Here is a 17,953-nt window from a genome sequence, read left to right on the forward strand (position 1 = left end):
TTCGACTCCGACGCGCTCGAACGAGAACGGACAACAGGGACGCCGCGGCGTCTCAGAGCAGGTCTTCGAGTTCGTCGTTCTGCCACGCCTCCGCCGGGTCGCCCCGCTGTTTTTCGGTTTCGGCCGCCTTCTGGGCTTCCTTCGCGCGCTCCATGAACTGCTGTAGCCTGTCGGAGCGTTCGACGCCGCCGAGGAGGACGAGCGACGCGATTCGATCGCTCTGAAGCGGGAAGTCGCCCCCGCGGACTTGGCGGCTCCCCGTCTCGTCTTCGAGCCATCGCCGGGCGCGTTCGACGCCTTTGCGCGGTATCTGATCGGGGACGCCCGCGACGACGAGGAGGGCGGCGTCGGCTCTGCTCGCCTCAGGCAGACTCGTCCCCGTCATGAGCGCGCGCCGCGTCGTGCTCATCACCGTGTTTATGTTCCCCTCGGCGGTGTCGGCGGACTCGCCGGACGCGTATCCGAGCGCGGCGACGCCGCCGGAACGGAGCGTGTTGATGACCTCCGAGGAGTCGACGACGCTCTCGCCGACGCCCTCTACGGCCTCGCCCGAGGCGAAGAGCAGGCCGACTCGCTGGGCTATCTCTCGGTTGATGGCGTCGAACCCCTCGCCGAGGCTCTCGCCGGAGGAGCGGAACGCGTCGTTGTCGACCAACAGAAGCGAGTCCGCCTCGCGCGCGACGGTCTTCAGCGACCGACCGGCGTTCACCTGATACATCGCGCCCGCGTTCCGCCCGGGGAGGACGCCGAGAGCGTAGACGGGCACGTCGTAGATGCGCTTGAGTTCCTTCACGAGCACCGGCGCGCCGCCGCTTCCGGTCCCGCCGCCGAGTCCGGCGACCACGAAGATGGCCTCCGCTTCGGCCGTGATTCGCCCTTCGAGGGACGCGAGCACTTCCTGGCTGTCGGACTGCATGACCTCCGCGCCGAGTTCGTTGTCGCCGCCGACGCCGTGGCCCTTCACTCGGTCCTGTCCGATCAACACCGTCTCGAACGGGAGTTCTTGGAGGTCGGCTTCCGCGGTGTTGACTGCGAGAGTTCCGAGGACTGCCTCGAAACCCATTCGGGAGTCGAAATCGGCCAGTTCCCGGGTGAGCTTTCCACCCGCCTGCCCGACACCAATTAGGACGGTCTTCATACCCACCGCTTGCTGTTGGAGACCTTCAACCTTCCCCACCTGTCGTTTAAGTCTGATGACGAGGCCAGTCGGCGCATGGCTCGAAACTCGACGCACGACGTGGACGCGCTCGCCTCCCGTCTCGACGCCGTCGAACGCGCGGTGACGACGGACGACGGAACAGTTCCCCCGGCAGACGTCCACCGGTCCGAACGTGACGACGCCGCCGCGGCCGACGCGGCCGACTCGCGCGACAGAGAGGTGGCCGACGGTGTCGATGCCGAACTCGAAGCGTTGCGAGAGCGCGTCGCGACGCTCGAAGCGGAACTCGACGCCGTGCGCGGCCTCCTCGGCGGCGTGCAAGCCGTCGATGAGTCGGTCGAACGACGGGCGGACGCCGCCCTCGCGAAGGTCGAACGCCTCGAATCGTCGATGGCCGAGGAGTCCGGCCTCGTCGTCGAACGCCTCCCGGTAGACGAGATTTCCGACGACGCGAGACCGAGAGAGAACGACGCGAAGACGGCGGCGACGGACCGAACGTCTGCGACCGAAAGAGACGAAGCGAACTCCCTCGCGGCGCGCCTGCGCGAGGCGCTCTGAGGTGATTCGCCTCCTCTTGGCCGCCGCGGTCACCGCCGCGCTTCTCGCAACCGCGCTCCCGGCCGTCGAAGACGCCCGCACGGAGCGCGTGGCGGCGAGTCTCGACGCCGACGCCGAGCGGGTGGTCCGAGCGACCGAATCGCTCGCGTACGGCGAAGACCCGACGCAGTCGCTCTCGACGGCCCCGCGGCGAACCGTCCGTCTCTCTCTCCCCGCGCGTTCGTGGACGGCCGCGGACCTCTCGTACGTCGCCGTCGGCGGCAGACCCGAAGAGACGGAGTCGCGTCCCGTCCTCACGTACGCGTTCTCCGGCGGACGGGAGACGGAGCGACGACTGTCGCTTCCGGTCCCCCTCCGAACGCCCGACGGACCGGTCGTCCTCCGAGACTCCGGGACGCACACCCTCTCGATTTCGCTTCTCTCCGAATCCGAAGCGCCTGTCGTCGTCGTTCGGTCGGTCTGAGAGACGAACCCGCTCCGGAGGTTTATATGCGGAGAGGCGGCCAGCCACCCCATGCCAGTTGACTTCGACGCCGGTCTGGACCTCGTCGACGTCGCCAGACGGAGTCTGGCGGGCCGCCGAGGGTCCCTCGTTGACGCCGCTACCGCGGGGTTCGGAGCGATGCTCTCGGACGGCTCCCCCGATGAGGGCTGTCGGTGCGAACCGCGTTTCGAGACGCCCGCCGGACGTGCCGGACGCCGCACCGCGGAACTCGTCGTCGACGCCGACGACTGCCCCGGCGAGGGTGACCTCGCCTCGAATCCCGATTGCCGCGCCACCGTCGTCGGGGCGTTGGCCGACCGAGACGCCGACGTCGTTCGAACGGTCGCCGACGGCGTCAGTCGGACGTACGAGGACGCCGCCGCCGGACTGCTCCTCTCTGCCGGCCGGTTCGTCGAACGCGTCCGGTTTCACGACGAGACGCTCGCGGCCCGCGCCGAACGCGACCCGTTGGGCGCGGCGCGGGAGGCGGCCGGACGCGCCGGCGCAGTCGGTCGCATCGTCGCCGAGACCGGTCTGGAGGAGGGTGCGGCGAGAGCGGACGGCTACGGCGACGCGCTTCGACCCGCGGTCGGACCGTCCGTCGCCCGGTCGCGGGTCAGAGTTCGCCCGCCCGCCGACGCGTCGCTTCTCGACCGGCGCGAACTCCCGTCGGGCGCGACCGTTCGCCTGTACGATACGCCCGAGGGGACGCGCTACCACCTCACACCCGTCGCGCACTCGCTCGATTCGTCCGCGGCGGCGACGCTCGCGGCGGCGTACGACTGCCTCGCCCGCGGCCGCGTCGAGGGCGGGTCCCGCGCGCCGGGACGCGCCGTCCGCCACGTCGCGGACGATTCGACGCCCGTCGAGACGCTGACCGACGTGCTCCGGCAGTACACCCGCGGAAACGGCGTTCTCGATGACCTGTTTTCGGACCCGCGAGTCACGGACGTGGCGGCGTCGGCACCGGTCGAAGAGAACGCCGTCCGGGTCACCGTAGACGGCGAGCGACTGCGGACGAACGTGCGACTGACGGCGGACGGCGCCGCCGCCCTCGCCTCGCGGTTTCGACGCGCCAGCGGGCGGGCGTTCTCGCGTGCGACGCCCGCACTCGACGCCGCGGTGACGCGACCGGACGGAACGAAAGTCCGCGTCGCCGGTGTCACTGCGCCCGCGAGCGACGGCATCGGGTTCTCGTTTCGCGCTCACGGCGACGACGCGTGGACGCTCCCCGGACTCGTCGCCGCGGGGACGCTCTCGGCGGACGCGGCGGCGCTTCTCTCCGTCGCGGCCGAACGGGGGTCTGCGGCCCTCGTGGCAGGGACCCGCGGGGCGGGGAAGACGACGCTTCTCGGCTCTCTCCTGTGGGAACTCCCCGCCGCGACGCGTCTCGTCACCGTCGAAGACACTCCGGAACTCCCCGTCGAAGCCCTCCGCGAGAACGGCCGTGACGTGCAACCGCTCACCGTCGAACTCGACGGCGGCGCGGGGTCGTTCTCGCCCGACGACGCTCTCAGGACCGCGCTCCGACTCGGCGACGGCGCTCTCGTCGTCGGCGAGGTCAGAGGCGAGGAGGCCGGGACGCTGTACGAGGCGATGCGCGTCGGCGCGCACGGCAACGCCGTCCTCGGGACGATACACGGCGACTCCGCGGCGGCCGTCCGCGAGCGAGTCGTCTCGGACCTGGGCGTCCCCGAGTCGGCGTTCGGCGCGACGGACCTCGTGGTGACGTGCGCCCGCGACGGCCCGGACAGACGCGTCGAGCGAATCGAGGAGGTCCGTACCGGCGGCGAAGGCGTGCGATTCGAGACGCTGTACGCGCCGGGCGCAGACGGACTCGACGCGACGGGCCGCGTCTCCCGCGGCGACAGCGCACTCGTGGACTCTCTGGCGAAGTCCGAAGAGGCGTACGCGGACGTTCTCGACGCCCTCGACGGACGCGCGGCGCGCATCGAACGACTCGCCGAGACGGACCGCACCCGTCCCGAGGACGTCCGGACCGCGTACCGCGGACGGGAGGTGAACTGACGTGGTCGCCGACGCCGAGTTGGCGGCGGTCACAGACCGTCTGGCGCGGGCGTACCCGTGGCCCGTGACGGCCGGAGACGACCTGCGGCGTGCGGTGGCGTTTCTCGACTTCGAGTCCGACGCCGAGACGGTCGTTCGGGCGGGGTACGTCGCTTCGGTTCCGGTCGCTCTCTGCGCCTTCGTGGGAGCGACGCTTCTCACACCGGGGTTTCCCGCCGTCACGCGACTTTTGCTCGCCGTGACGGGTGGGCTCGCGGCGACGCACGCCGTCCACCGACTTCCCGTCGGACTGGCGGCGCTTCGGCGGACGCGAGCACTCGGCGAGACGGCCGACCTCGTGGGGCGCGCCGCCCTCCGGATGCGACTCGAACCCGCCCCGGAACGGGCCGCCGCGTTCGCCACGCGCACGGGCGACGGCCCCCTCGCTTCGAGTCTCGAATCGCACGTCCGGCGAGAGCGAGGGACGCCCGACTCGGCGTTGGAGTCGTTCGCCGCGGAGTGGTCGCCGTGGTTCCCCGCACTCGACCGCGCCGTCTCGCTTCTCTTGACCAGCGCCGACGCTCCCGAGGGCGAGCGGAGTCGGTCGTTAGACCGGGCTCTCGAAGCGATTCTCGACGGAACGCACGACGAGATGGCCGACTTCGCCGCGACGGTCCGCGGTCCGACGACGGCGCTGTACGCCTTCGGCGTTCTCCTCCCTCTCACACTCGTCGGCGTCCTCCCGGCCGCGAGGGCCGCGGGAATCGTCTTTCCCGCGAGCGCGTTCGTCTTCGTCTACGACGTGGTCCTCCCTCTCACCGTCGTCGCGGCCAGCGCGTGGTTGCTCGTCCGCCGTCCCGTCGCCCTTCCGCCGCCGCGCGTCGACGGCGACCATCCGGACGTGGGCGCCGGCCCGTGGCGCGGACTCCTCGCCGGAGCCGCGGGCGTCGCCGTCGGATGGGTGGGGGGCGGAGCGGTCGCCTCGTGGGCCTCACCCGTCGCCGCCGCGGGGTTCGGCCTCGGCGCGGCGCTCGCGGCCCACTACTACCCGATGGCTCGGGTTCGCCGTCGCGTCCGCGACGTGGAGTCCCGACTGGACGACGCGCTCTACCTCGTCGGCCGCCGCGTCGACGACGGGACGGCCGTCGAGACGGCTGTCGAAGCCGCCGCGGACGACATCGACGGCGCGACGGGTGACCTGCTCTCCGAGGCCGCCGGGGTTCGGAGCCGACTCCGCGTCGGCGTCCGCGAAGCGTTCTTGGGCGAGTACGGGGCGCTCGCGGACGTCCCGAGTCCGCGAACCCGGGGTGCGGCCGCGCTCCTCGCCGTCGCCGCGAGCGAGGGCCGCCCGGCGGGCGGGGCGGTAGTCGCCACCGCGGACCACCTCCGCGACCTGCGGAGCGTCGAACGGGAGGCGCGGCGGCAACTCGCCTCCGTCACCGGAACGCTCGGGAACACCGCGGCGTTCTTCGCACCACTCGTCGCCGGCGCGACGGTGGCGATGGCGGCCCGCATGGCCGAGACGGACCTCTCGCTTTCGGGCGAGGCGACGACGGCGCTCTCGACGGCGACGCTCGGCCTCTCGGTGGGCGCGTACGCGCTCTGTCTTGCCGTCCTCCTGACGGCGCTTTCGACCGGACTCGACCGGGGACTCGACCGAACGCTCGTCGGCTACCGCGTCGGCCTCGCACTCCTCGCGGCCACGGGGTCGTACCTCGCGTCGTTCTCCGGTGCGTCGGTACTGTTCTGACTCCTGCGAGGGTTTATATACTGGAGGGCGACCAGCGCCTCCATGCTCGACGTTCCCCTCGACTCGTTGTACGCGTGGTTCGGACTGTCGCTCGCGAGTGTCGCACTCGTCGGCGCGGTTGCGGGTCTCCCGACGACGCCGCCGCCGAACGCCGCGGACGCCGCGACGACCGTAGACCGGGTGGCGGCGGCCGAATACGACGCGACGGCCGAACATCCGCTCGACGCCTCGGCCGTCAGAATCGAGAGTCGCCGCATCTCGCTTCGGAACGACGCCGGAACCGCGCACGCGACGTTCGGGTTCGGTCCCGTGACGCCGGTTCCGGCGAGCGACTCGCCGCTTCGGGCGGTGCTCCACGGCACCCCGCCGGAGGACGCGTTCGACTCTCCGAGGGCGTTCCAGCAGGCCGTGGTGGACGCTCGCGCCGAGTCCGACGACGCGGCGTGGCGAGAGGTGGACCGCACGCTCGTCGTTCGCCGCACCTCCTGGGAGGGAGTCGATGTCGTACTCGTGGACGCCTGAGGGCGAACCGCGGGGGCAGACGTCTCCGCTCGCCGCTCTCGCGGCCCTCTTTGCGGTCTGTACCGGCGTGAGCATCTACGTCGTCGCACTCGGCGGGGCCGTCCCCGTCGGCGACGACAGGGCGTACGCGGACTCGACGCTTCACCGCGTCTCCGGCGAACTCTCCGACGGCGGCGTCGTCGACCCGTCGACGCTCGACTCTGCGCGGTCTGCGGCACCCGCGGGGCGGCAGCTGAACGTCACGCTCACGGCCGGTGACCGGCGGTGGGCGACCGGTCCGCGCCCGCCGACCGGAACGCGGACCGACGCGGCGAGTCGCACGACGAGCGTCCGTCTCGGCCCCGGTTCGGTCGCTCCCGGCCGCCTCCGCGTCGAGGTGTGGCGATGAACGCCGCCGTCGACGCCGCCGTCTGTCTCCTCCTCGTCGGAGCGGCCGTCTTCGGCGTCAGCACGGTTTCCGACCCCGTCGAAACCGGCGATTCGGCCCGGACCGACGCCGTGGCCGAATCGCTCGCGACGAGTACCACGACGGTGACCTACGCGCTCCGTCCGGGGACGGGTCCTGTCCGGGGCACGCCCGCGGCGTTCCCCCGCGAGAACGGCTCTGACTTCCGCCGGACGACGCACGGGACGTTCGCGGGCCTCCTCGCGCGGGCCGCAGTCGACACCGCGGGGTTCGACGACGACTCTCTGACCGGGTCGCGCGACGACTTCCGGCGGGCCGTCAGAGAGGCGACGGCCGGCTCTTTCGAGACTTCGAACCTCAGAATCGACGCGGAGTGGCGGCCGTACCCCGGGTCGCCCGTCGGCGGCCGCGTCGGCGTGGGGACGGAACCGCCGGAGACGGCGAGGGTCCACGCCGCGACGCTCTCGGTGCCGAGCGGCGCCGACCCCGTGCCGGTGGCGGCGGACGACTTCGAGACGCTCGGTCTCGCCGTCTCCGAACGCGTCGTCGAAACGCTCGTCCCCCGCGAAACTGCGATTATCGCGCTTCGCGGCGACTACCCCTCCTCCGCGCTAATGTGGCACCGTTACGGCCGTCTCGGCGAGGAACTCGGCGTCTCCGTCGAACGCGACCTCCGCGCGGAGAACGCGACGGCGTCGAACCGTCGCCTCGCGGACGCCCTCGCGCCGAGAGTGGAGTCCGACCTGCGCGACCGGTTCGACTCGCCGTCGGAGGCGGCGTCTGCCGTCGACGTCCATCGGGTTCGAATCGTCGTCCGCGCGTGGGAGTCCGAAGGGAGGGTCGCCTGATGCGCCTCGCTGACGACGACCGGGCGCGCGTCCCGTTCGCCCTCGTAGGCGTCCTCCTCCTCGTCACCAGTTCGACGTACGCGGCGTCGATAGCGACGAGCGGTCCCGGTGCCGCGGACCGGTCCGTCGACGAAGCGATGGACCGCGTCGACGCGGAGACGACCACCGCGCTCCGGACGGCGACGCGCGACGCCGCACTCGCCGCCGCACGGAACCCGGTGACCGACAACTCCTCGACCGCCGTCGGGAAGGCGCTGGGCGAAAACCGGACGTTCCGCCGGTATCTACGCCTCCGAATCTCGCTGGCCGCGGCGGAGTCGCTTCGCGCGGTCGAACACGCGCGCGGCGACGTGACCGCGAACGCGACGCTTCCGACGCCGACAGGCGTGGCTTGTCGAGCCGCCGGACGCTGTCCGGCGACCCCGACGAACGAGTCGTCTCTCGGAGAGGCGATACGACGCGTCTCTGTCGCCGAGGCGGCGAACGGAACCGCGCTCTCTGTCACCGTCAGAGACGTCTCGCTCACCGCCCGGCGCGACGGGCGAGTCGTCGCCGAGGAGTCGGTCACGCGCACGGTGACGGTGTCCGTCCCCGTTCTCGGCCTTCACGACCGAACCGCCGACTACCAGCGCCGACTCGACGCGAATCCCCTCGAAGCGCCGGGACTCTCCCGACGGGCGACGGCGGGACTCCTCGGCGTCGCGCAGGCCCGAGGGGCCGCGCAGTACGCCGGAGCGCCGATTCAGAACGTCCTCGCGAACCGCCACGTCGAACTCTCGACGAACGCCGGTCTCCTGACCGCCCAACGGGCCGCCTTCGGGCGGACGGACCCCGACGCCCGCCGCGGCGTCCGCCGCGCGACCGCTCGAACCGGACTCATGGACGTGCTGAAACCCGTCGCCGGCGGCGACGCGGCGACGGTCGTCGCCGACGAAGCGGCCGACGCGGCGGTCCCGCCCGCGTCCGAGAACTCCACGATACCGACCGCCGCGCCGCGGTCCGCAGACGAGACGCTTCGGGTGGACGTGGGGTCGACGGCCGACGAAGCGTTCGTCGCGTTCCTCCGCGGCGAGGGCGAACGCCCCGGGTTCGACGAGGTTCGTCGCCACGGCTACCGGGCGCGGGTAGACGTTCGGAACGACGTGACGACCGAACGGGACGGCTCCCGACCCGCGCCGGACGCCCCCGGACGGGTCTGGTCGCTGGCCTCGCAGGACACCTCCCGCGAGACGCGCGTGGAGTCGGTGGACGGAGGGACGGTATCGCCGCGAACCGGCCCGGGCGAACGAGCCTTCGACACTGCCGTTCGTCGCGTCGTCGTCGAACACCGCGTCGAGCGGACGTGGAGACATCCGAACCGGTCGTCGCGCGGCACCGAGGCGACGTGGACCGACAGTTACCGGGTCGAGATGACCGTCGTCGGCTCGCTCACCTCGGTTCCCGGCCCGGACCGACGGGTCGCTCCGCTCTTCGAACGCGGCGGCGCGGTGGGCGGGCCGAACCTGCGAGCCATCCCCGATACCGCCGCCGACGCTCTCGCGAACCGCGGCGGCGCGGACGCCGTCGCCCGCCGTGCGGTCGGCGACGACGCATCGGCGGCGACGACTGTCGACGGCCGACGGCCGGAACGACTTCGCGCGTGGGCGTACGACGACGTCGCCTCCCTCCGCGAACGGGTTCGGAACGTCGCCGTCGAACCGCCCGCCCGCGCCGTCGCGACCGGACGCGTCAACCCGGCGGCCCGACTGGCGACCGCCGTCAGAGAGCGTCGCGCGTCGCTCGTCGACGCCCCCGATACCTACGACGGGGCGGCCGACCGCGTCCGCGTCGCCGCGCGTGCGGCGTATCTGAACCGGCTCCTCGCGGCCCTCGACGACCGAGCGAACCGGACCGCGACCAGAAACGACGGCATCGAGGCGGCCCTCGACGCTCGCGGCGTCGACGCCGACCGGGCGAACCGCATCGCGGCCAACCGCACGATACGGACGCCGGACCGCAGAAAACAGGGGAGTGCGGGGTCACCAGCCGGACCGACGACGTTCGTCCCCGACGGCGACCCGGCGTACCTCACGCTCGACCCCGTCGCGGGTGACCGCGTGGACGGCGTCGGAGACGAGACGCGCTACTACCCCCTCGCGGCGCGGAACAGCAACCTGTTTTCGCTCCCGTACGGCGACGCCTCGGACGTCGTCGCCGACGCCCTGTTGGGCTCCGGCGAGTCGGTGTCGCTCCGAACCGCGGGACGCGCAGTCGTCGCCGCGAACCGGACGCTCGCAGTCGAGAGCGACGAAACGCTCGAACGTCGCCGCGACGCGCTCCAACGGAAGACCGAAGACTCGTTCCGCGCGGTCCAGTCTCGGGCCGTCGAGACGCTGGGCGCGGAGACCGACCTCCCGGAAGACGACCGGCGACTGGCGGTGACCGCCGCCTCAGAGAGGTGGGACGGAACGGGGCGCCGCGCCGTAGCCGCCGCAAACGGGTCGTTCGCGGCGGCCGTCGCCGCCGAAGCCGAACCGGCCGACCCGACGGACCGAGACCGAATCGAGACCGCGCTTCGCGTCGATATAGCCGCCGCGGCGACGGATGCGGACGTTCGCGTACCGGAGCGCGCGACCAACCGAACCGTCTCGCGGACGCGCCGACTCGGGACCGAACTCCTGAAAGACGCCGCGGAACGCGGGACCGAACGCGCCGTCGAGCGCACCGCACAGAAGTACGCGAACACGTCGCTCGGCGGCACCCCCGCGGGACTCCCCCTCTCGCCGACGATGAGTCCGTGGGTGGCGACGACCAACCTCTGGGTCGTCGAGACGCGCGGCGAGTACGCGCGCTTTACCGTCTCCGCGGACCGCGGCGGCGCGACGCCGGTCACCTACGTCCGGGACGGACGCGCCGTTTCGCTCGACGTGGACGGCGACGGAGTGAGAGAGACGCTCGGGCGCAGCGAGCGAATCGGGTTCGACGTCCGAACCGTCGTCCCGGTGGTCGTCCCCGCGGGGCGACTCGGCGTCGGCGACAGAGACGGCAACGCGATAGAGGAGTCGCCCGCGTGGACGGGCGAGAACCCCGGACCGGGATGTGAGACGCCGACCGGCCGGTGTCCGAGAGAGTAACGGAGAGACGCCGCGCACGCGGACGCCGACAGGACAACGGTTTTGGGTGCGCGGCGGCGAATCGTTGGTATGCTCTACGACGCGGTGGACGACCCGGCGTCGCGTTCGACCGACGAGTTGCGGGAAGCCTACGAGACGCAGATACGGCGCGCGATCGAACGCGTCGGCGTCGAGACGGCGGCCGAACGCACCGGCGTCGACCGCGCGGCCGTCGAAACGGTCGCGGGCGGCCCCGCGCCCGATCTCCGCCTCGAAGACGCGGCCGAACTCGTCGCACTCGACGGCGACGCGCCGGACGCAGAGACCATCGTCCTCGAAATCCGCGACCACCTGCTTTTGGGGATGACCACCGGCGTCCTCGACGTGGACACCATCGCCTCGAACGTGGACCTCGACCTCTCCGGACAGGAGATTCAACAGACCATAGAGGGCCGTTCGGGGATGACGCTCCGCCAACTGGCGGCCATCCAGCGCTTCATCGAAGAGCGCAACGACCGATAGATGGTGCGAGTCGTCGTCCTCGGGTGCGGCTACGTCGGCCTCGAACTCGGTCGGCAGTTGGTCGACGAGGGGCACGAAGTCACGGGCGTCAGACGCTCCGAGTCGGGACTGGAGACCGTCGAAGACGCCGGACTCGACGCCCGCCGCGCCGACGTGACCGACCCGGACAGCCTTCGGGATTTGCCGGACGCAGACTGGGTCGTCTTCACGGCCAGTTCCGGCGGGCGAGGGGCCGACGCCGCCCGGGCCGTCTTCGTCGAGGGGGTAGAGAACGCGATTGCGGAGTACGGCTCTCGGGAGTCGCCGCCGGACCGCCTCGTCTACACGTCTTCGACCGGCGTCTACGGCGACCACGACGGCGACTGGGTCGACGAGGAGACGCCGTTGGACCCGACGACGGAGAAGACGGCCGTGTTGGCGGAGGCCGAACGCGTCGCCCGCGAGACGGCGGGGGAGACCGGAATCGACGGCACCGTCGCCCGCTTTGCGGGTCTGTACGGCCCCGACCGCTACCGCCTCGACCGGTATCTCTCCGGGCCGGTCACCGAGGGCTATCTCAACATGGTCCACCGCGACGACGCCGCCGGGGCCGTCGCGTTCCTCCTCGCCGAGGACGCCGCCCGCGGGGAGGTAGTTCTCGTCGCGGACGACGAACCGGCCGACAAATGGACGTTCGCCGACTGGTTGGCCGACGAGTGCGGCGTCTCTCACCCGTCAAAGCGAACGAAAGAGGAACGCCTCTCTGCGGGTGACCTCTCGGAGGCGGCGACGCGGCGTATTCGGACGAGCAAGCGGTGCTCGAACGAGAAACTCCGAGAACTGGGCTACGAACTCCGGTATCCGACCTACCGAACGGGCTACCGCGACGCCATCGACCGCTTCCGCGCGGACGCCGACGGGACGTAGTCTCCCGTTCGAGTTCGAATTCTGTCGTCTCTCGTCCGACGAAACGAGGGAATATTCATGGCGGTGGGTTCTGAGGTAGACCTATGGGCGCGAGGGTGGGGGCTGTTCCCTTACAGGATACGGGACAGATACTCGAGGCGGTCCAGGCGCTGTTCGGGGCGCATCCGGAGTTAGTCGCCGCTCTCCTCGTCGGGGCGATCGCTCTCGTCGGCGGCTTGTACGCCATCCTCTGGTTCAAGCGGCCGATGGGGACGAACTTCTTAGAGCAGTTGTCCCAACTCGACGAAGTCGTGGTTCTCATGCATCCGAACCCCGATCCGGACGCGATGGCGACGGCCATCGGCACCGCCTGCCTCGCAGAACAGGTCGACACCGACGTCCGAATCCAGTACACCGGACAGATACGCCACCAGGAGAACCGCGCGTTCGAGACGGTGTTGGACCTCGATTTAGAGCCGATAGACCACGTCACTGACCTCGCCGCGGAAGCGATCATCCTCGTGGACCACAACCGACCGCGCGGGTTCGCCGGTGCCGACGGCGTCCTCCCGTTCGCCGTCATCGACCACCACCCCGGCGAGGGGACGGGCGAACACTTCACCGACGTTCGGACCGACTACGGGGCCTGTTCGAGCATCGTCGCGGAGTACTTCCGGGATATCGGCGCGAAACCCGTCCCGCCGGACCGGCACGCGAGCGAAATCGACGCGGAGTACACCATTCCCTCGAACGTCGCCACCGGGATGATATACGGCATCCTCACGGACACGAACCGCCTCACTTCGGGCTGTTCTGAGGGGGACTTCGCCGCCGCGGGCTATCTCTACCCCGGCGTCGACGAGGACGCGTTGAACCGCATCGCGAACCCCGAAGTCTCGACGGAGGTGCTCGACCTGAAAGCCCGTGCAATCGCCGGACGCGACGTTCGCGGCCCCTTCGCGGTCAGCGACATCGGGACGCTCTCGAACGTTGACGCCATCCCGCAGGCGGCGGACGAACTCATCCAACTGGAGGGGGTGACCGCAGTCGTCGTCTGCGGCGAACGCAACGGCACGGTGTATCTCTCCGGTCGGTCGCGAGACGACAGAGTCCACATGGGCCGGATGCTCGAACACGCTCTCGACGACGTTCCGGGCTCTTCTGCGGGCGGACACGCCCGAATGGGCGGCGGTCAGATTCCGCAACGCGGCGGTACAATCCAGACCGACGGCGGGTCTGACCTCGACCGGTCGATGCTGGTCGAGCGACTGTTCTCCGCGCTCTCGGGCGACATCTGAGCGGCGACGGCCGGTCCGTCCGTCGCAGAAAAGCCGCAGGTCGTTTACCCGCCCGTCGCGTAGCCCCCGTCATGGCGACGAAAGAGGGAACGTGGGGGTACCGAGAGCGGTTCGGAGACGCCTTCGGGCGGACGTACTTCCGACGGTTCGGCCCGGGAGTCGCCTCCAGCATCGGCGTCGGGACGTACCTCGGCGACGCGACGGAGGCGGCGGACGGCCGGTACCGCGCGGCGTTGACGGCGGCGTTCGACTCGGGTGTCAACCTCGTCGATACGGCGATAAACTACCGCTGTCAGCGGAGCGAACGCGTCGTCGGCGAGGCTCTCTCCGAGGCGGACGCGGACAGAGACGAAGTCGTCGTCGCCACCAAGGGCGGGTTCGTCCCGTTCGACGGCGAGAGACCCGACGACCCCGGGGCGTACGTCCGCGACGAGTTCGTTCGCACGGGCGTCGTCGAGGCGTCCGACCTCGCGCGCGGGAGTCACGCCGTCTCGCCCGAATTCCTCGACGAGATGCTCGACCGGTCGCTCTCGAACCTCGGACTCGATAGCGTGGACCTCTACTACGTCCACAACCCCGAGACGCAACTCGAAGCGCGGAGCCGAGAGGCGGTGTACGACCAGTTAGAAGCCGCCTTCGAGACGCTCGAACGGCGTCGCGCCGACGGCGATATCGGCGCCTACGGCGTCGCGACGTGGGACGCCTTCCGCGTCCCCAGAGACCACGACCGATATCTCTCCCTCCCCGAAGTCATCTCGCGCGCCGAATCCGCCGCCGACGCGGTCGGTACCGACGACGCCGGACTCGCCGCGATTCAACTCCCGTTCAACGTCTCGATGGCGGACGCGTTCACCGTCGAAGCGCACGCTCACCCGACGGAAGCGGGCGACGTGAGCGCGCTCTGGTACGCCCACGAGGCCGGTCTCGACGTGGTGACGAGCGCGACGCTCGGTCAAGGAGAGTTGGCGGGAGGGCTCCCGTCCGCCGTCGACGCGGAACTGTCCGGCGACACCGCGGCGCAACGCGCGGTCAACTTCGCGCGAAGCGCCCCCGGCGTCAAAACCGCGCTGGTCGGGATGGGCTCTGCGGACCACGTCGCAGAGAACGTCGCCGCCGGGACGTTCGACCCGTTGGGCGCGCGCGCGTTCGACGCCGTCTTCGAGTGACTACCGGAGCTCTTTCCACTCGGTTTCGCACTCGGGGCAGATGCGGACCGAGAACACCTCGTCCGGGTCGTTTTCTTTCTTCAGCGACTCGCCGCACTCTCCGCACGTGAGTCGCCCGTACGTATCCTTGTCCAACTCCCCCGCCCTGAGCCCCTTCCGCGTCGATTTCATATCGTCTCCGCGTTTGTAAGCAGAGGGTAAAAAGACCCCGGCGAGAGGACGGATTGGCGAACCCGCCTCGGCACGGCGATAGCGGCCTCCTGCGGGGGGTATCCGAACACTTGAACTGTCCGGCGTCGGATACCGTTCGTGCCACGAGGACGACTGTTCGGAACGCTCTGTTCGTTGGTGTTTTTGGTCAACCTCGCACGGGTGGTGTTCGCGCCGTTGCTCGAAGAGTTCATCACCGTCTTCGCCATCGGCGAGGGCACCGCGGGACTCATCGCCACTCTCGTGTGGGTCGGAAGCGCGCTTCCGCGCATCCCCACCGGATGGGTGCTCACGCGCGTTCCCCGCCACAAGGTGGTCCTCGGAACCGGAGTCGTCCTGACTGCGGCGGCGACGTTCACCGCCTTCGCGAACTCCGTCGTCACCGTCGCCGTCGGCGCACTCCTCATGGGACTTGCCTCGGGCGCGTACTTCGTCTCTGCGAATCCGCTGGTGAGCGAACTCTACTCGAGTCGCGTCGGGCGCGCGATGGGCATTCACGGCACGTCGAGTCAACTGGCATCCGTCGTCGCCGCGCCGTTCGTCACGCTCGTACTGGTCGCGTTCACCAGTTGGCGCGTCACGTTCGTCTGCATCGCCGTCGCGGCGTTCGTCGTCACCCTCGCGCTCTACTGGACCGCAAAGCGAACCGACCTCCCCGAGGCGGGGTCCGAAGACAGAGACCTGTTCGGGGCCGCGCGCTCGGAGTGGCGCATCGTCCTCGTCGGCGTCGCCATCCTCGGCTGTACGGGGTTCGTCTGGCAGGGGCTCTTCAACTTCTACGAACTGTACATGGTGACGAAGGGACTCCCGAGTTCGACGGCCAAGAGCATGCTCACCGTCGTCTTCGCCGCGGGCGTCCCGGCGTACTTCCTCTCGGGACGCCTCGCGGACCGACTCCCGCGGATTCCGTACCTCCTCGGCATCCTCGTCGCGTTCGTCGCGGGCGTCCTCGTCCTCACGCGGACGAGGGGGCTGGTTCCGCTCCTCGTCGTCACGGCGTTCGTCGGCTACACCATCCACAGCCTGTTTCCCGCACTCGATACCTACCTGCTCGAAACGCTCCCCGACGAGACCCGGTCGTCGGCGTACGCGGTGTACTCCGGCGGCATGATGGTCCTGCAGGCGGGCGGGTCGTCGGTCGTCGGCGCACTCCGCGAGGGGGAGACGGCGTACGCGTTCGTCGCCGCCGCGGCGTCGCACGTCCCCTTCCTCGCGCCCCTCCCCGCGGGCGGACTCGCCTACGACGCCATCTTCTCCGCGTTCGCGTTGGGTCTCTCCGTCGTCGTCGGGTCGCTTCTCGTCCTCCACCGCGGCGGCAGACTCCCGCAGTAACCCGCCGGGCGAACGTCCGTCTCCTCGCCTTTTTTGGTCCGTCACTCCTCACCTCCGCCCGATGGAGTACGTTCAGGAGCGGGTGACGACGCTGCACGACCTGACGGGACCGGTCCCCGACGCCCCGACGGACCGCGCGGCCGTCGTCGTTCCGATGACCGAACGCGAGTACGCCGGGCTCGCGGCCGAACGCGTGCTTTCGGAACTCGAACGCGTCGACCCCGCGCGGGTGGTCGTCCCCCTCCGCGCGCCCGCGGAGAAGGCGGGACGATTCCGCGAGTGGTTGACGGAGTTCGACCTGCCGATAGAGGTGCTCTGGTGCGACGGCCCCCGAGTCGCAGACGCTCTCGCCGAACACGGCCTCGACGGGCCGCGGGGGAAGGGACGGGACGTGTGGTTGGCGCTCGGCCGCGCCGCCGCGGAGAAGTACGTCGTCGTCCACGACGCCGACACGAAGACGTACGGCCGGTCGTACGTCTCCCGATTGCTGTTTCCCCTCGCACGGGGGTACGATTTCTCGAAGGGCTACTACGCCCGCGTCGAGGACGGCAGACTGTACGGTCGGCTGTTCCGACTGTTCTACGCCCCCTTGGTTCGCGCACTCGCTGACGCGCACCCCGCGCCGTTCCTCCGCTATCTCGACTCGTTTCGCTACGCACTCGCGGGCGAGTTCGCCGCGACGAGCGAGGTGGCCCGGCGGATTCGCGCGCCGCGGTCGTGGGGACTCGAAGTCGGAACGCTCGGCGACGCGTTCGACGCCGCCGGGTTCGACGGCACCGCACAGGTGGACTTGGGCGCGTACGAACACGACCACCGCGCCGTCGGCGGGCCGACCGGACTGTCGGACATGAGCCGTTCCGTCGGCGAGACGCTTCTGCGGTGCGTCACCGAACGCGGCGTCGAACCCGACTTCGCGACGCTCCCGGCCCGGTACCGCGAGACTGCGCGCCGACTCGTCGACCAGTACGCCGCCGACGCCGCGTTCAACGGCCTTCGGTTCGACCGCGAGAGCGAGAGAGAGCAGGTCGAGGTGTACGCCGACGCCGTCTGCGACCCCGGCCCGGCGGACGACCGCTTACCCGCGTGGACGGAGACCGACGTAGACCCCGACGCGGTCGCGGAGTGCGCTCGCGCCGACCTCCGGGAGGCGTCGGAATGACCGAAACGGAGGCGCTCTACGACGACCTGGCGGGCATCGTCGACCTGTTCGGTGCGCTCTCTCGGTCGGAACTCGAACGGGCCTTGGACGAACTCGCGTTCAAACAGGGGCGGGACGCCGACGCGGATGCGCTCTCCGATGCCGTCGACGGCGCGATTCGGGACTACTACCTCGTCGCGTTCGACGGCGATTCGGACGCCGCGGACGACACGGACGATACGAACGCGACGGCGGAACTGCTGGCGGCGGGCCCCGTCGCCTTTCCCTCTCTCCCGCCGAACGCCGAGGACCTCCCGCACATCCTCGACGTGCCGGACCGAGACGTACAGAGCGAGGCCGTCGCCGCGGCGACGGCGGACCGACTGCGGGACGAAGTCGCGGACGCGGTGGCCGACGGGTCGAACGGCCCGCCCGACGAGGAGACGCGCGACAGACTCCGTTCGCTCCTCGACGTGACGTACGACGTGGAAGCGTGGGCGGGAGACTCCGTCGAAATCGGCGACGTGCGGTCGGAACTCGACGCCGCGTTGGACGACTGACCGGCGACCGACTCCG

At 70.6% G+C, this 17,953-nt stretch carries 17 protein-coding genes; 15 read left to right on the forward strand and 2 right to left on the reverse strand.

Going from position 1 to position 17,953, the window contains the following annotated elements:
- Positions 1 to 52: 52 nt before the first annotated feature.
- On the reverse strand, positions 53 to 1,138 hold the full coding sequence (locus BM167_RS03405; protein ID WP_092888732.1) for a tubulin/FtsZ family protein: 1,086 nt from the start codon (positions 1,136 to 1,138) through the stop codon (positions 53 to 55).
- Positions 1,139 to 1,213: 75 nt separating this feature from the next.
- Here BM167_RS03405 and BM167_RS03410 point away from each other — a divergent pair, with 75 nt between their 5' ends.
- From BM167_RS03410 to BM167_RS03465, 12 genes are all read left to right on the forward strand, one after another.
- Entirely contained in the window at positions 1,214 to 1,717 is a 504-nt protein-coding gene (locus tag BM167_RS03410) for a DUF7310 family coiled-coil domain-containing protein (protein ID WP_092888735.1), read from the forward strand.
- Position 1,718: 1 nt separating this feature from the next.
- The gene (locus tag BM167_RS03415) at positions 1,719 to 2,180 is read left to right on the forward strand and encodes a DUF7311 family protein (RefSeq protein WP_092888738.1); all 462 of its coding nucleotides are present in this window, start codon (positions 1,719 to 1,721) and stop codon (positions 2,178 to 2,180) included.
- Positions 2,181 to 2,231: 51 nt separating this feature from the next.
- Positions 2,232 to 4,229 carry a type II/IV secretion system ATPase subunit gene (locus tag BM167_RS03420; RefSeq protein WP_245781297.1) on the forward strand — a complete coding sequence of 666 codons (1,998 nt, stop codon included), beginning with the start codon at positions 2,232 to 2,234 and terminating at the stop codon, positions 4,227 to 4,229.
- Position 4,230: 1 nt separating this feature from the next.
- Entirely contained in the window at positions 4,231 to 5,958 is a 1,728-nt protein-coding gene (locus BM167_RS03425) for a type II secretion system protein (RefSeq protein WP_092888741.1), read from the forward strand.
- Positions 5,959 to 6,000: 42 nt separating this feature from the next.
- Positions 6,001 to 6,480 (forward strand): DUF7283 family protein, encoded by a 480-nt coding sequence (locus tag BM167_RS03430; protein ID WP_092888744.1) that lies wholly within the window; start codon positions 6,001 to 6,003, stop codon positions 6,478 to 6,480.
- Positions 6,458 to 6,868 (forward strand): DUF7285 family protein, encoded by a 411-nt coding sequence (locus BM167_RS03435; protein ID WP_092888747.1) that lies wholly within the window; start codon positions 6,458 to 6,460, stop codon positions 6,866 to 6,868. The genes BM167_RS03430 and BM167_RS03435 overlap by 23 nt, the downstream gene beginning before the upstream one ends.
- Entirely contained in the window at positions 6,865 to 7,734 is an 870-nt protein-coding gene (locus BM167_RS03440; RefSeq protein WP_245781298.1) for a DUF7284 family protein, read from the forward strand. Before BM167_RS03435 ends, BM167_RS03440 begins: the two co-directional genes overlap by 4 nt.
- On the forward strand, positions 7,734 to 10,847 hold the full coding sequence (locus tag BM167_RS03445; protein WP_092888753.1) for a DUF7286 family protein: 3,114 nt from the start codon (positions 7,734 to 7,736) through the stop codon (positions 10,845 to 10,847). Before BM167_RS03440 ends, BM167_RS03445 begins: the two co-directional genes overlap by 1 nt.
- 69 nt (positions 10,848 to 10,916) lie before the next feature.
- Positions 10,917 to 11,348, forward strand: coding sequence for a DUF5791 family protein (locus BM167_RS03450; protein ID WP_092888756.1), 432 nt, complete (start codon positions 10,917 to 10,919; stop codon positions 11,346 to 11,348).
- 3 nt (positions 11,349 to 11,351) lie between these two features.
- The gene (locus BM167_RS03455; RefSeq protein WP_177213307.1) at positions 11,352 to 12,254 is read left to right on the forward strand and encodes an SDR family oxidoreductase; all 903 of its coding nucleotides are present in this window, start codon (positions 11,352 to 11,354) and stop codon (positions 12,252 to 12,254) included.
- An 83-nt stretch (positions 12,255 to 12,337) separates the two neighbouring features.
- Complete coding sequence (locus tag BM167_RS03460) at positions 12,338 to 13,531, forward strand: DHH family phosphoesterase (RefSeq protein ID WP_092888762.1); 1,194 nt, start codon at positions 12,338 to 12,340, stop codon at positions 13,529 to 13,531.
- Between the two features lie 71 nt (positions 13,532 to 13,602).
- Positions 13,603 to 14,697: an aldo/keto reductase gene (locus BM167_RS03465; protein WP_092888765.1), complete on the forward strand. Its 1,095-nt coding sequence runs from the start codon at positions 13,603 to 13,605 to the stop codon at positions 14,695 to 14,697.
- Here the strand turns inward: BM167_RS03465 and BM167_RS18305 are convergent, their stop codons facing one another.
- Positions 14,698 to 14,868, reverse strand: a complete 171-nt coding sequence (locus tag BM167_RS18305) for an HVO_0758 family zinc finger protein (RefSeq protein WP_177213274.1) — start codon at positions 14,866 to 14,868, stop codon at positions 14,698 to 14,700.
- Between the two features lie 174 nt (positions 14,869 to 15,042).
- On the opposite strand from BM167_RS18305, the gene BM167_RS03470 reads away from it, so the two are divergent.
- From BM167_RS03470 to BM167_RS03480, 3 genes are all read left to right on the forward strand, one after another.
- Positions 15,043 to 16,239 (forward strand): MFS transporter, encoded by a 1,197-nt coding sequence (locus tag BM167_RS03470; RefSeq protein ID WP_092891073.1) that lies wholly within the window; start codon positions 15,043 to 15,045, stop codon positions 16,237 to 16,239.
- A gap of 61 nt (positions 16,240 to 16,300) precedes the next feature.
- Complete coding sequence (locus tag BM167_RS03475) at positions 16,301 to 17,398, forward strand: glycosyltransferase family protein (RefSeq protein ID WP_092888768.1); 1,098 nt, start codon at positions 16,301 to 16,303, stop codon at positions 17,396 to 17,398.
- Positions 17,395 to 17,937 carry a DUF7109 family protein gene (locus BM167_RS03480; protein ID WP_092888771.1) on the forward strand — a complete coding sequence of 181 codons (543 nt, stop codon included), beginning with the start codon at positions 17,395 to 17,397 and terminating at the stop codon, positions 17,935 to 17,937. The genes BM167_RS03475 and BM167_RS03480 overlap by 4 nt, the downstream gene beginning before the upstream one ends.
- Positions 17,938 to 17,953: the final 16 nt, after the last annotated feature.

Origin of the sequence: Halopelagius inordinatus, assembly GCF_900113245.1 — an archaeon.
In the GTDB taxonomy this organism is placed as follows: Archaea; Halobacteriota; Halobacteria; order Halobacteriales; family Haloferacaceae; genus Halopelagius; species Halopelagius inordinatus.

What these genes read in the sequence shown, in the direction of transcription:
- BM167_RS03405 (WP_092888732.1), bottom strand. Translation starts at nt 1,138, where the DNA reads ATGAAGACCGTCCTAATTGGTGTCGGGCAGGCGGGTGGAAAGCTCACC.
- BM167_RS03410 (WP_092888735.1), top strand. Translation starts at nt 1,214, where the DNA reads ATGGCTCGAAACTCGACGCACGACGTGGACGCGCTCGCCTCCCGTCTC.
- BM167_RS03420 (WP_245781297.1), top strand. Translation starts at nt 2,232, where the DNA reads ATGCCAGTTGACTTCGACGCCGGTCTGGACCTCGTCGACGTCGCCAGA.
- BM167_RS03430 (WP_092888744.1), top strand. Translation starts at nt 6,001, where the DNA reads ATGCTCGACGTTCCCCTCGACTCGTTGTACGCGTGGTTCGGACTGTCG.
- BM167_RS03435 (WP_092888747.1), top strand. Translation starts at nt 6,458, where the DNA reads ATGTCGTACTCGTGGACGCCTGAGGGCGAACCGCGGGGGCAGACGTCT.
- BM167_RS03440 (WP_245781298.1), top strand. Translation starts at nt 6,865, where the DNA reads ATGAACGCCGCCGTCGACGCCGCCGTCTGTCTCCTCCTCGTCGGAGCG.
- BM167_RS03445 (WP_092888753.1), top strand. Translation starts at nt 7,734, where the DNA reads ATGCGCCTCGCTGACGACGACCGGGCGCGCGTCCCGTTCGCCCTCGTA.
- BM167_RS03450 (WP_092888756.1), top strand. Translation starts at nt 10,917, where the DNA reads ATGCTCTACGACGCGGTGGACGACCCGGCGTCGCGTTCGACCGACGAG.
- BM167_RS03460 (WP_092888762.1), top strand. Translation starts at nt 12,338, where the DNA reads ATGGGCGCGAGGGTGGGGGCTGTTCCCTTACAGGATACGGGACAGATA.
- BM167_RS03465 (WP_092888765.1), top strand. Translation starts at nt 13,603, where the DNA reads ATGGCGACGAAAGAGGGAACGTGGGGGTACCGAGAGCGGTTCGGAGAC.
- BM167_RS18305 (WP_177213274.1), bottom strand. Translation starts at nt 14,868, where the DNA reads ATGAAATCGACGCGGAAGGGGCTCAGGGCGGGGGAGTTGGACAAGGAT.
- BM167_RS03475 (WP_092888768.1), top strand. Translation starts at nt 16,301, where the DNA reads ATGGAGTACGTTCAGGAGCGGGTGACGACGCTGCACGACCTGACGGGA.
- BM167_RS03480 (WP_092888771.1), top strand. Translation starts at nt 17,395, where the DNA reads ATGACCGAAACGGAGGCGCTCTACGACGACCTGGCGGGCATCGTCGAC.